Below are 12,565 nucleotides of genomic sequence, written 5' to 3'. Positions count from 1 at the left end.
TCTTCAATTTTCATCATCTTGGTATCTTGTTTCAATATCTTCCAAAAACTTTTTCATACTCTCCACCACATCGGGAGGATTGATAATCGCCGCTCTCTTACGGAAACCGCAAACCCACGCAAAAAACTGGTCGCTGACTTCCACATCGGCGGTCACAACAAAATGCTTTTCATCATCCTGCCTGTAAAATACATCGGGGCTTGTTCCAAAGCGCTCAATCGCCGTATCTAATAACTGATTGATAAAGCGGATACTGACACGTTTTTGCTTCCCGCCGAACATGGAGAACACGCGGCGGGTATAACTCTCCATATCAATCTCGGCAAATTCCTTTGCGCCCTCTCTCGGTTCATCAATAGGTGTTACATCTTTCATACGGTCAACACGGTAAGTCTTAATCTTCGGCTTTTTACCGTCTGCAAAAGCTAACATATAGTAATTCCCTTCATTTATCAGCAATCTATACGGGCTGACCTTATAAATGTTAGAACTTTCTATCTGTTTGCCCTTGTTTTGAAGTGTATATTTCAAATATTTGAAGGTGATTTTTTGCGGCGTGTGGGGCTTTCCGTCCTGTTTAGTTGCCATAGCCGTGTGAATAATCCCTACATTGTGTAGGACTTTATTTTGTGTTGTTTTCACGCGGTCACAAAGGAACACTTCTTTTTGCAACTCTTCCGCCTGGTAGATACTGCAAAACTCGCTGATAGTCTTTACAAGCTCCTTGGCCTTGGATGCGGATATAAATTTGGCCGCGTGGACGCACTCAGCCAGTAGCCGTAAATCTTCAAATTCAAACTGGCGGGACAGCAGCCTATATTTGCCCCCCTGTCCCCCAGCTATGTCCATCCCGTACACATCGCGCAGGGCGGCAATATCCCGGTAGATGGCGCGGCGCTCCACTTCAATCCCACAATCTTCCCGCAGATAGTCCACAATGTCCCCGGCGGTGATCGGGTGGTTTTCATCGGAATTTTCCAAAAAGTATTTCGCCACAAAAAGCGTTTTCACTTTTTGCTTTTCTGCTCTTGCCATGTGTGCCGCCTCGCTTTCCCGGTCTTATATCCAGTGTACCATAAAATCAGGGAAAAGGCAGCAGCGAAGTTATAGGGGGCCGCTCATAGTGAGCGGCCCTGCCTGTCAAATAAGCTGTGCGTGGTTCTGTATTGCCGTTTCTATCCGTTGCGGCTCAATGCCGATATAGCGCTGTGTCACGGCGGCGGAGCTGTGTTGTAGCAGCCTCTGCACCAGGGCAATATCGTAGCCGTTCGTCTTGTATATCTCGGTGGCGTACCACTTGCGGAAGCTGTGTGTGCTGATACCCTCGAAGCCCAGGTAGTCGCACACGATATGAAGCTGCTTCTGTATGGCTCGCTCGGTGATGGGGAAAATCAGATCTTCACGTCGGATATTGTGGCGCAAGCAATAATTCTCTATGTACTGCTGGATAACAAGCGGGACGGTGAACACGCGGCGCTTGCCTGTTTTCTGCTCGGTGATTTCCAGCCGGTATCTGTCACCATCCCGGACAATATCACAAGGCCGCAGCTTCAATATATCGCTGATACGCAAGCCCAAATTCCCTTCCAGCACAAGGGCGGTGGCTATGCGCTCATTGGGGCGGCAACCGCTGAACCCCTCGCGCATGGTCTGGATTATCTCTTTATATTGCTCGGTGGTGAGCGCCTTTGTTTTCTTGTTCATGGTGGCCTCCATCGTCAAAAGTTCGTTATTTCAAGCAGGAAAGTTCGCGTATTATGGGCGGCGGCGGAAAAGTGCCGTGATTGCTTGATTTTGGTGTTCGTATAATCCCGATTATACGAACTTTGGGGAATTGGGTGGGGATTGCTCCCCACCCTTCCCTGTTACCCTGCAAGCACCATCGGCATACCGCAATCTAAACAGGCTATGTGTACTTCCTTTGTGGCCCGGACGGAATTGCCACAACAAGGACAGATATATTTCCGTGTGCTGGACGTGCGCGGCGGCGGCGTGGTGCCCTCTGCTCCGCTGTGTGTTCCTGTCCCGGTGATATGGAACCCGGCGAACTCGTTGCGGCTTATGAGAATGTCGGTCAAGCCGTTCTCCAATATGAAGTCCAGCAGCTCGTCAGAAGGGCTTGTGTGGCTCCACCCGTATTTGTCGCTGTGCTCCACTATCAGGCCGTGGGCCTCGGCGGCGGCTTTGAAGCGGCGATTGTGGTAGGTGTTCCCCCGGCTGCAATCCTGCACGCCGTTCTCGTAGTTGTAGTAATGTACCATTTCGTGAAGCAGGGTCGCGGCTACGTCCTCGATAGGCCGGGCCAGTGTCCCGGCTCCTATGTTGATTTCGTGGGTGCCGCCCAGCTTGGAAACCCAGGTATCTTCCCGCAGGGAGAAATGGCCGTAGGCGCGGGGCGTGGATTGAATGGTGATCGTCGGCCTTGAAAGTGCATTTTCAAAAAATTCGGCGTTTAGCAGGTCAAAAACCTTATTCAGATACCCGGCCACGCGGTTATAGCTTGTCAGTTCTTTCATGTCTTTTTCTCTCCTGTTCTTGATTTTGGGGAGAGGGCAAGCTATAATGGTCTTGCCCTCTCCGTGAGGTCTGGGTAAAGCTCTTTGTCCTCTGCTTTGGTCGGCGTGTGGGACAAGGGGCTTTTCTTTAAGCGCTGATGGAGAAGCGGCGGCTGGCGCTCTGTTTGGTGTACTCCTTATACAGTTCGCCGTGGGCCTTCTTAAAGGCCGTGGTGTCGAACCGATTGGAGAGAACCGAAGTCCAGCGGACGATATACTTTCCAGCGGTCATTTCTTCGGTGTCGCGCTCCATCATTTCAGCCTTGATACTGTCCCGGATGGCCTCTGCCTCTGCTTTGGCTTCCTCGATAACGGCTTCCCACTCGTTCAGCGCCTCGATTTTGGCAACCAGTTCGTTCTTGCTCATAGCTCATTCTCCTTTGTTTTTATTGGGGGCGTTCCCCTTAACTGATTATAGTTTACACCTTTTTTAAGTGTAATTCAATTCGCAAAATACACAAGATTTACACTTGAATTATGTGTAATTTTAACACTTGAAAAAGGTGTAATTCTGTGTTAGAATAAGGACAATGGAAGAGACGCGCAATTTTTGGAGCGTCCCGGAGGGAGGGCCAAACATGCCAATCAAATACAGGGTTGATGTAATCGCCGCGCTGAAAGAAGCCGGGTACAACACCTCCAGAATTCGGAAAGAGAAAATCATGGGGGAGGCCATGCTGCAAAAAATCCGCAGCGGCCAAATGGTGTCGTGGGCCACGCTCGAAACCATTTGCGAACTGCTCAACTGTCAGCCCGGCGATTTACTGGAATACGTCAAGGAGGCTCCAGGGGACAGGTAATTTATGGGAACCACGAAAGATTACTGATGTTGATTACAGTAGTACGAAAATCCAGCGCAGCGCGAAAAAATAGGAAGCGCGTCGTGACAGTCGCCACGACGCGCCCGGCTCAAGCGACACCTGGGAGGTGGTATCATGTTCGGAGATACAGAATTGCCCCTGGCCCTTATCATGGAAGAAATACTCGGTTGGGAAAAGAAGCCCGGCGAAAAAGATGAAGAAGAGAAGGAAAACACACAACTTTCATCAACTTCTAAAAAGTCTTGAACACAAAAAGAGAAGTCGGAGAGAAGATTTTACATCTTTCTCCGACTTCTTGATTTAACGATACATCTTTGTCAGATCAGCGCAGCTCTCATTTGAAATAAAGGCGAACTGTCTTATCTATTTTTTCTTTCACGGCCTTATCAAGCTCTTGTTCGGCTTTGACCTGTATCTCCTTAGCGCTGCTGTCTATCACGCTTTGGGCCAGGGCGTTCACCAAATCGCGGCGCTGCATGAGATAGTCATAGAACCTTTGGCGGCGGCTCTGTTCGTCCTGCCAGCCCTCCTTTGCCCTCTTGTAATTCTCTAAAGCAGTTGGAGCGGAACCGCTCTGTGCAGCAAGGACGCTTTCAATCCAGTGAGTACGGTTGGCCTTATCTTGGCGCTCGAAATCCTACAAAATTTGAAGTAATTCTTTGAACATTGTTGTGTTCCTCCTTCATTGATTTTTTTGAAAGTGTACTTTCAAGTGCGGAAGCGGAAACCCGGCGTACCCCGTGGGGATTATATCTTTCTCTTTTACCCCCTCGGGGCGTGCCGGGTTTCCGCTGGAATTACACTGAAAGCACCAAATAGTAACCTCGTTTTATCCTTTTTAGGACACCGCTATCAATCAGCCTCTTTCTCGCTTTATCATCGGTGTACCCCATTTCTACGAGCTGTTTCGTTGTCAAGGTATCGCCTACCTTTACTGCCCCACATGCGGCAGAAAAACGCTCCTGCACTCTTTTCTTGCCCTTCTCCTTGTTCCTGGCGGCGTTGGTTTCCTGATTGTATTTTGCCATCTCGCCGGGGGCCTTCAAATCCCGGTTGTCCACAAATTCAACCTCGGTGTTGTAGTCGATCACAAATTTGTAATCGGCGGCGGGTATTGCCCCGGACAGAGGGAATGGAGCGGAACCGCCTACAAAGCATTCATTTATCCACTCCGTTATTGCTCTGCAATCCTCTTGTGTAAGGGTGAGGTATCTACCGTAGCGGTCAAACTGATAATACATGGTGGGCCGAACCTATTTCCACATTTTTGAATAGCTATAACGGCAGGCCCGGCACCGATCTAAAACTTCAATCAGCTTTACTTGCCAGCGCTCCCAGGTCATTGGGCTTCCCGTGAAAAGCGCTTTGTCCTCCTGGTAGTCAACGGAATAGCACCATGTCTGCTGTGCGGCAGCGTCCAGCTTCATCCCCACACCAAAGGTCACCAGCTTGGATAAACCGTTGGGCCAATGCAGGCGGGACAGTAAATCATCGGCGGTTTTATTGTCCTCTTCGCGCTGGCAAAGGCGGATTAAGTCAAGGCTGTCCTGTTCGTCCACTTCTTCCAATCCATACTTCCACGCCAAAATTTCATACATCAATTTGGTTCGCTGTCCGCCTGTCAGCCGCAGCACATCATCCGCAGCTTGCCCCAGGAACTTCACGCGCTTCTTGACTTTGTTGTATTGGTCGGGGAAGGCCAGCATGAAGAACTCTTCCCGCTTGGAGCGGTTACCGTTCCAGACAATCCAATGCCCGGTTCTCTGCTTGCCGTTCTCTTCTGTTGTCACATTCTCCCAGGCAATCGGAAGGTCGCGGAAGGTTGGCTCGGCGGCGGCTTTTTCCAGCGTGGCGGAAGTATCATCTTCGAGCGGCAGCGGGACTTGTGGCGCTGCTTCGAGCGCTTCATGTAAAGATAGCCCGTCAAGCTCTTTGCCCTTGTTATCGCCCTGCATAATGTCAGCCCATCGCCCATTGACAAGCTCTGTATCAGGCCCACGGTCACAAATATTAGACCATGTTAAAGAGCAGCCTTGCGGCTGGAAACTATGTCCCGGTTTGCTCCATAGGAAGAACACCTTGCCGCCCAGCTCCGCACCAAAGACATGGTAAATATCAATGCCAATACTGAACCACTGGGAACTGGAACAGTCAGAGGATTTTGTTTGCAGATCGGTAAAGACTTCTCGCTGCTCTGCGCTCATCTGCTACAACAGCTCTTCTTCGGAAACCTCTTCCAGCATGGCATAACTTTTGCCGCCTTTGCTGCTTGTGCGTTTACCCTTGCCGCTGCTCATGGGACGCGATAAGTCGAAGTTTTCTTTGATAAGCTGGTAAAGCTCTCGTGTCTTATCGGTCAAGCCAATGGTATTGTCCCACGGCTCCCATTCGTAAATAAAGTGTCCTGTATCACAAAATAGATCGACTTTGTTTGCTCCGTCCCGTGTGACAGCGCCGGTCTTACAAACAAAACTCGCAGCGTTCTCACTTGCCAACAGATTGATACTGTCAAAAAGTGGCTCCGCCTTTTCCTTGTCTACGCCGTAGAACATGTGGTAGCCGCCGCCTTGTGAACGTGTCACCTTGTCGGCAAGCTCCTTTGCCTCCTTGAAAAAGACGCTTTCCGTTTCGACTGTTCCATCTATCTTGTCAAAGTCAATCACAAAAATGTGAAGGTTGCCAAACATGGCATTATCCAGCCAAAGGCTGATACGTAAAACCTTACTGCTTTTCTCCCAGTTTTCGCTACTTCTAAACCGATAATATTCTGTTCGGGCTTCTTCATAAGAAAGCTCATAATATTTGCGTTTATCACCGTTTTTACTGCCATACAAATTTTGAATTGTATCATCGTAATGGTCGATAAAAACAGGAACTTTTATCAGCCTTCCATTGTGCCAACACTTCTCACCCAAAGTAAAACAGTTGTTGTACTTCGGATTGTCCCCTGCTGGCAACAGGTTCTAATTCGCCATCTTGTATGCTTCCTTTCTTTGTAGATTTAAGCAAACAGTAGGAAGCGTGTTGCCAGCACTTGGCGTTGCTGCCCGGAAGCATAGAACGGAAGCGCTCTACAAGATGGAAGGCCGCAGCGCCTTCATCCTACTGCTTGTTTAAGCCTACAAAGGGAATGATGAATTACAAATCCCTTTTCCTTTTTCTGTAAATATTATAACATAAAAATTTTTTTATGTCAAAGAAACGGTTTCGGCCTTGTTTTTGCCTCATTCTGCAACAAAGTTGTTGCCTTTGCTCTAAAAGTTGTTACTGGATGATTGGAAGTTGCCGCTACTTCTCAAAAGTTGTTTCGGAGTTGTCTGTTGTTCTCACAAGTTGAATTCTTGTGCGTAGAGATCCGTTTTTGAAAGTGTAGTTTCAATTTGGAGCGGAACCTGGACAACAAAAAAGTGAAGCGGCTGGCAGTACCGCTTCACTCACTCAATCGTCATAATGGCCTTTGCATTGATAGACTTCGACCTGTCCATCGACCATGCGGTAAACAAGTCTGTTCGTATCGTCAATGCGTCGGCTCCAATACCCCCAGGCGGGGGGTGGTTCTGGGAAACTACACTTGTAATTCTCGGCGGCGGCTTTTCTTGGGAGTTTTCCCGACCGCTGATAAATCACGGGAAACACGGGCGAAAACGGCAAAAAAGGCATAAAAATACTCACCCTTAATTCAAAGAATTGAGAGTGAGTATCAGTTAATAATTAGTGCTGCTCGGCTTTGTGAATAGCAAGAGTTTTTCCTGCTTTACTCTTGGCTTTGCGAGTAGACGATTTGGCTGCAAGTGTTTTAGCGGCTTTGCCTACTTTGCCACCATGATGGACTGCCATGAATAATCTCCTTTCAATGGTGAGGGAGGACGAAACCGCCAACATCCTCCCTGAAGGTTAGTTACTGTTTGTCAGCCTGAACGGCAATACGGAACGCATTAAGGCCATACGCCTTGGCATAAATCCGTCTACCATTACGAGTAGTAATATACGCCGTGTAAACGTAAGTAACCGAAGAATCGTCCCGTTCAGTTTGCTCTAACTTCACGTTGTTATTCAAACGCTCGTCCTCCTTTCCAAAAGATTTTCAGTGACTTGACAAAAACAAGTTGCAAGCAAATCACTGAAACCTCTTGAAAAAAGTAGAGACGACCATATACTATAATGTGTTCCGAGTAAAGTATATGGGCGGTTTAGCCGTCTGAACTTTTCTCACCTGGCCTTGACTGAGCGGCAACTCAGCCAAGGCCTTTTTATATGTCATCCGGTATTGCCGGTAGACACCGATTAGGTGAGTATGGTTGCTTTGGAAAGGTCAAATAAAATGGCCCGCTCCTCACGAAGCAACACTCCGTCAGCCCGATAACCATTTTCTTTGAGATTCCACCCCATGACGCGCTCCAGCGTATTTAGCAAGTCGCGGGCGTTCCATCTTACAGATAGCACACCAGACGCCTTGGGACGGTAAAATACAGTTGCGTTTTTATCGTCCGAATCACACACTTGAACTGCAACCTGTTTCGTCTCTGGGTTGATGAGAAATTTTGCGTATTCTGGTTCACCCAGCTTGAGCGTCACTGACTTGTTAAAGGTGATGCCGTTCTGTGTGAATGACGCATACGGAACACCCTCCGAAAAGTCGAACGCCCTGAATCCGTCTAATGCAGACATATTCGCCCCCCCTTTGCGTCTTATTGTACCACACACTTCGAGATAATGCAATCACATCTTCAACGCTATTATCGCATTTTTATTGCGCCCTTGTTTCGATCCTCGTCTCGCTCTGTCGATGCATTCTCATCTCCCTTGCGTTAGCACCTGATACATCTGCATCAGTTTTGCAACACAGGAAGTCTCTGTCGTGGTCTTGATGTCAAATCCATAAGCCCGCATGACCGCTCTGTCGTTTTGCTGATGCGCCTTCCGCAGCTCCGGCGGCATGGTGGTTTCGTCGTACAGGTCAGCCAAACTGGAATCCGGGTACAATGCGCGGGCATCCAAGATGGCCTGGGCCGTCTGTTCAATTCTCGCTTTCTGTTCGTCAGTAGGGGTGGGCCAGGGGAAATTATTGTAGACAATATCTTTAGAATAGCGGTAGTCGCTCTTCAATCTTCCGCAGACTGCCCGCATCCAAGCCATGTGGACATTGGAGGTTAATATGCCAAAATGGTAGAGCGTTGCGCTGGGAATAATCTGGACTAGATTTGATGCAATCGTTTCTTTATCCATAAATCCAATTGGAACATAGCGCCGCCGTTCTGACGAAACACCTGGAATAATGATATAATCAGTATCGGGTTGAGCAACCTGGCAAAAAAGAGTAGGCGTCTCTGCAAATTTTCTTGTTGCCGCAGCTTTACTATTTGCTCGAAATGTACGGACAGCCTCAATTCGCCGCATGACCTCTTTACAGGAACGCAATTCGTTAGGAGAGGCATTTACAAGCCAAAGGCAATATCTTTTTTTATTATTGATAAATTCTTCTGCGCCAAGATACAAATGCACCCACTTTTTTGAAATAGGTTCACTCGCAATTAAAGCATCCTTCTCTTCTTCGTTGAGTACAAAGCCTCCCCCATCTCGCGGCATACTACCAAACTTCATTTTAGGCACATCACACAACGGTTCATTTCTATTGTTAATAAAGACGTTCTCAGCATCTAAAAGGTACCCATTGATGTTGTCCGCCTCCATTGGCCGTTCCGAAGTATAAATTATTTTTTTCTGATTGTTTGGTACTACACTAAAGCCAACAATAACGCAATGCACATGGGCTTTTAACTTTGCTTCACTGTCCCAGCGAAATGTCCGGTGAGCAAAGTCAATGTGAATATGTTCTGCAAACAATGGTTTCCACACCGCTGCAACAGATTGTCCCTGGCAGATTGAATTGGTCGATACAAAAGCGCATCTGATAGTAGTCCCTTGAATCAGTTTAGACGCTTTTGCATACCAGCCAGCAACATAGTCAACTTCCCCCACTTTTTCACACTCAGGAAATGCTTTCTCGAGTTCGTCATGCTGTTCTCTGGTCATCATCATTCCACCCACAAACGGCGGATTTCCCATGATGTAATTCAACTTATATTTGGGAACCACACTCTCCCAGTCCAGCCGCAGGGCATTTCCCTCAATGATATTTGCGTAAGAGCGCAGAGGAAGGAAGTCCAAGGGCATATGTACCACGTCCTCAGTCTCCTTCATCATCTGGCTCTCTGCAATCCACAGCGCCGTCCTGGCAACGGTAACAGCAAAGTCATTAATTTCAATTCCGTAGAATTGGCCGATGGAGACCTGAATCGGGTTCATATCACCCCCGCCGCCCAGCATAATCTGACCTGTCACCTGTTTCCTCGCTGCCTCCACCAGCAGGGCCAGAACCTTGTTTTCCAGCCGCCGCAGGGAGAGGTAAGTTTCGGTCAAAAAGTTGCCGGAACCACAGGCCGGGTCAAGGAAGGTCAGACCGGCCAACTTTGTCTGGAATGCCTTCAGCCTGGCGGTTCGGGTCTTATCTACGGCAATCTCCTGAATTTCCGCCAATTCCGCTTTCAGGCCATCCAGGAACAGCGGGTCAATCACCTTGTGGATATTCTCAATGCTGGTGTAGTGCATCCCACCGGAACGCCGGGTCTCCGGGTTCAAGGTGCTCTCAAAAACAGCGCCGAAAATGGTGGGACTGATTTCAGACCAGTTGAAGTCCTCACTAGCCTTGTGGATAATCAAATCTACGATCTCTTCGTCCAGACGGGGAATGACAACACTCTCATCTGCAAACAAGCCGCCATTCACATAGGGGAACGCGGCAAGGTCATCATCCATGTAGGGGTCTCGCTCTTCCGGCTTGGTGTCCAGCACTTTAAACAGGTCAATCAAAGCGCGGCGTGCCTCACTGGCATGGTTCCGCAGATAGCTTTGGAACATCTTATGCCCGCCGCCAAAAATTCCAGCATCTTCGGCATACAGGCAGAAGACCAGCCGGACGCAAAGGGCGTTCAAGCTCTTTAAGGTCTCTTCACTCTCCGGGTCTTTGTACTGCTTGAGCAACGCATCATACAGAACTCCTACAATTTCACCCGCTTGCAGGGAGACTTCCATCTCTTTTTTGATATTGGTATCGCCGGTATCCACCAGAAATTGCAGGCGGGGGTACTCTTTTTCCAGGTCGGCAAGGAGTACGATTTCCGGTTCGTCGTTGGGCCGGTTCATATCGTGGATACGAAATTCGCGAAAATTGCAGACCACAATCCAGCGGGGATTTTGGTTGTGGGGCAGATACCCGGCATACCGGCGGGCCTGTCCATAGGGCGTCAGAATAGAACCATCCGACTGCTTGGCCCCTCGCTTCAAATCCACATCAGCGCTCTTTTGCTCAATCAAAACGCGGGTTTCCGGGATGAAACCGTCAATAAAGCTGGTGTGATCTAATTGAACCGGCACCTCAAACTGGATGAATTCTTTTATATTCTCCACTCCATACACATTTTGGAGTAAGTCAATCCAAAAAAGAGCGGTCTCTTGCTTCTCATAACCGCGAGTGCTCCAGGAATCTACGAATGTTTTTGCCGCTGTCCGCTGTTGTATCTCTGTCATGCTGGCTTCCTCCGCAATTTCTTTGCTTACAGAATACCATAAACCTCAGAGTTTTTCCATAGGGTGCATATCCCTGTGTTTCAAAACTGGAGACTATTTTCAAAATAAGAGAGGACGGTACATCAGCAGTACCGTCCTCTCTCATTTTGTATTCCATTGTTATCAAGCGTCCTTCTTTTCCAGTTGTTCGGCCTGGGCCTTCTTCTCTTCCTGCTTCTTCTGGAAGGCCGCAAGGTCAATCACCTTGGGGGCGTTGTTGCCGAAGTCGGGCAGCTCCTTGTACTTGGGGTACTGTGTCTTGAACCAATCCAGCACGAACTTGTAGGGGCTGGGCTGCTGCTTGGAGCACTCCTTAACCACCTTAAACTGGGCCAGCAGCTCGTCGGCGTTCTGAAACACGCTCATGTACTGCTCCATGTGCTTGTAAGTCAGGTTCTTGGTGGGACGGGCCTTCTTGGGGGCGCGGCGGGTCTTGCGGATAATCGTCAGGCCGGGGAAGTCGGCACGGAGTTGCAGAAACAACTTGTATTCCTCGGAGGCGGGATTGTTAAGGGCTTCCTCGAAAGCCTTGCTCATGGTGAGGGTGTTGTTCACAAAATCAATCTTGTAAGTGTTGTTCTTCATGGTATTTTCCTCCTTAAAATTCTGAATTTGAATTGTGAGTTGTCTTAAAAGTCCAGGTAGAGGTCGGGAGTATTGCCTTCGTAGAGGGGATGGCTGGGACAGGCACCTTTTAGGCTGTTGTATTGGGCCGTGAACTCCGCTTTCAGCGCTTCATCGGTTAGGACAGTCAAGCGCTCTTCCTCTTTCTTGTACTCTTCCTCGGTGGTGCAGAAGAGCAACAGATAGCCAATCATGTAGTTACGGGTGACTTCCATAGTATCAAGCTCCTTTTCTGTTTTTTGAAAAATACACTTCAAGAGGCTTTGTCCATCTCCGTCTCGTCGTTCTGATCGGCGGCGATTTCGCTGGCGGGAGCGGCTTCCTCGGCGGCGGTGGCCTTGTCCTCCTGGCCCTCCTTCTTATCCTCGTCCTCCTTCAACTCGGGGAAGGTAGCGAGGAACCAATTCAGCACGGCGCGGTAGCGGCTCTTCTGGACAACAGCCAGTTTCTTCTGCGCCTCGAACTCCTTCATCAGCTCGGCGGCGTTCTTCTGCAAGCTGATATACTCGGCCATCTTTTCATAAGTTCTGTTCTTGGCGTCGTTCTTCTTGTTCTTCGCCTTCTTGATGGTCTTGGGCACCATCTGGGCGTTGGGGAAGTCCTGGCGGTAGGCTCTCCACTCTCTGTATTCGGGAGTGCCAAAGATACGGGCCTGCTTCTCAAAAGCCTTGGTGACCTGAGCGTGGGTGTCGTCGATGTAGATGATAGCGTTCTTTTTCATGATGGTAATCTCCTTTTTCATTTTATTTTTTATTTTGAGGGGCTTTGTTTTTTTCTTGTTCTCTGTCCCTCTTTGTGCTTTAAGTATAGCACCGGGAAAAGGAAAACCTGTACTTTAATCGGAACATGTAGTATAATGGGAGCAAGAAAAAAACAGCCGGAAAACGGCTGCAAGATGAAAGGGGAGCGGTGAAAAGCAATCAGCGGCGGGGGTTTTTT

Annotated in this window: 17 protein-coding genes and 1 pseudogene; 2 read left to right on the top strand and 16 right to left on the bottom strand. The window is 48.7% G+C overall.

The genetic code is table 11. The annotated features are described in order from the left end of the window. Positions 1-3 precede the first annotated feature (3 nt). From ACT67G_RS04640 to ACT67G_RS04625, 4 genes are all read right to left on the bottom strand, one after another. Positions 4-1,035 (bottom strand): helix-turn-helix transcriptional regulator, encoded by a 1,032-nt coding sequence (locus ACT67G_RS04640; protein WP_443663197.1) that lies wholly within the window; start codon positions 1,033-1,035, stop codon positions 4-6. A gap of 105 nt (positions 1,036-1,140) precedes the next feature. After that, positions 1,141-1,704: a tyrosine-type recombinase/integrase gene (locus ACT67G_RS04635; RefSeq protein WP_443663196.1), complete on the bottom strand. Its 564-nt coding sequence runs from the start codon at positions 1,702-1,704 to the stop codon at positions 1,141-1,143. A gap of 161 nt (positions 1,705-1,865) precedes the next feature. After that, a complete protein-coding gene (locus ACT67G_RS04630; protein ID WP_443663195.1) occupies positions 1,866-2,516 on the bottom strand; it encodes a SprT-like domain-containing protein in 651 nt (216 codons plus the stop codon). 127 nt (positions 2,517-2,643) lie between these two features. Continuing rightward, positions 2,644-2,922 (bottom strand): hypothetical protein, encoded by a 279-nt coding sequence (locus tag ACT67G_RS04625; protein WP_007493636.1) that lies wholly within the window; start codon positions 2,920-2,922, stop codon positions 2,644-2,646. 211 nt (positions 2,923-3,133) lie between these two features. Between ACT67G_RS04625 and ACT67G_RS04620 the strand changes: the two genes are divergently transcribed. Next, a complete protein-coding gene (locus ACT67G_RS04620; protein ID WP_443663194.1) occupies positions 3,134-3,355 on the top strand; it encodes a helix-turn-helix domain-containing protein in 222 nt (73 codons plus the stop codon). 135 nt (positions 3,356-3,490) lie between these two features. Continuing rightward, positions 3,491-3,622: a hypothetical protein gene (locus ACT67G_RS04615; protein ID WP_443663193.1), complete on the top strand. Its 132-nt coding sequence runs from the start codon at positions 3,491-3,493 to the stop codon at positions 3,620-3,622. A 551-nt stretch (positions 3,623-4,173) separates the two neighbouring features. Here the strand turns inward: ACT67G_RS04615 and ACT67G_RS04610 are convergent. The 12 genes and pseudogenes from ACT67G_RS04610 to ACT67G_RS04555 form a co-directional block, all read right to left on the bottom strand. Next, positions 4,174-4,617, bottom strand: coding sequence for a type IV toxin-antitoxin system AbiEi family antitoxin domain-containing protein (locus ACT67G_RS04610; RefSeq protein ID WP_443663192.1), 444 nt, complete (start codon positions 4,615-4,617; stop codon positions 4,174-4,176). Positions 4,618-4,629: 12 nt separating this feature from the next. Further along, complete coding sequence (locus ACT67G_RS04605) at positions 4,630-5,580, bottom strand: hypothetical protein (protein ID WP_443663191.1); 951 nt, start codon at positions 5,578-5,580, stop codon at positions 4,630-4,632. 3 nt (positions 5,581-5,583) lie between these two features. Then, on the bottom strand, positions 5,584-6,333 hold the full coding sequence (locus tag ACT67G_RS04600; RefSeq protein ID WP_443663189.1) for a hypothetical protein: 750 nt from the start codon (positions 6,331-6,333) through the stop codon (positions 5,584-5,586). A gap of 481 nt (positions 6,334-6,814) precedes the next feature. Next, a pseudogene (locus tag ACT67G_RS04595) lies at positions 6,815-6,916 on the bottom strand (type II toxin-antitoxin system YoeB family toxin); the annotation flags it as partial. Between the two features lie 171 nt (positions 6,917-7,087). After that, the gene (locus ACT67G_RS04590) at positions 7,088-7,213 is read right to left on the bottom strand and encodes a hypothetical protein (RefSeq protein ID WP_443663188.1); all 126 of its coding nucleotides are present in this window, start codon (positions 7,211-7,213) and stop codon (positions 7,088-7,090) included. A gap of 61 nt (positions 7,214-7,274) precedes the next feature. Beyond that, positions 7,275-7,433: a hypothetical protein gene (locus ACT67G_RS04585; protein WP_443663186.1), complete on the bottom strand. Its 159-nt coding sequence runs from the start codon at positions 7,431-7,433 to the stop codon at positions 7,275-7,277. A gap of 227 nt (positions 7,434-7,660) precedes the next feature. Beyond that, a complete protein-coding gene (locus tag ACT67G_RS04580; RefSeq protein ID WP_443663184.1) occupies positions 7,661-8,044 on the bottom strand; it encodes a hypothetical protein in 384 nt (127 codons plus the stop codon). A 126-nt stretch (positions 8,045-8,170) separates the two neighbouring features. Beyond that, entirely contained in the window at positions 8,171-10,963 is a 2,793-nt protein-coding gene (locus ACT67G_RS04575; protein WP_443663182.1) for a DNA methyltransferase, read from the bottom strand. Positions 10,964-11,125: 162 nt separating this feature from the next. Continuing rightward, positions 11,126-11,587, bottom strand: coding sequence for a hypothetical protein (locus ACT67G_RS04570; protein WP_443663180.1), 462 nt, complete (start codon positions 11,585-11,587; stop codon positions 11,126-11,128). A 44-nt stretch (positions 11,588-11,631) separates the two neighbouring features. After that, positions 11,632-11,841, bottom strand: a complete 210-nt coding sequence (locus tag ACT67G_RS04565) for a hypothetical protein (protein ID WP_443663178.1) — start codon at positions 11,839-11,841, stop codon at positions 11,632-11,634. 38 nt (positions 11,842-11,879) lie between these two features. Continuing rightward, complete coding sequence (locus ACT67G_RS04560) at positions 11,880-12,347, bottom strand: hypothetical protein (RefSeq protein ID WP_443663177.1); 468 nt, start codon at positions 12,345-12,347, stop codon at positions 11,880-11,882. Between the two features lie 29 nt (positions 12,348-12,376). Continuing rightward, positions 12,377-12,565: hypothetical protein (locus tag ACT67G_RS04555; RefSeq protein ID WP_443663176.1), on the bottom strand; the 189-nt coding region annotated here is incomplete at its 5' end.

It is taken from the genome of Dysosmobacter sp., assembly GCF_052306735.1.
Lineage (GTDB): Bacteria > Bacillota > Clostridia > Oscillospirales > Oscillospiraceae > Oscillibacter.
Note: the sequence above shows the minus strand (reverse complement) of the source record. Positions and strands in the feature narration are given on the sequence as shown.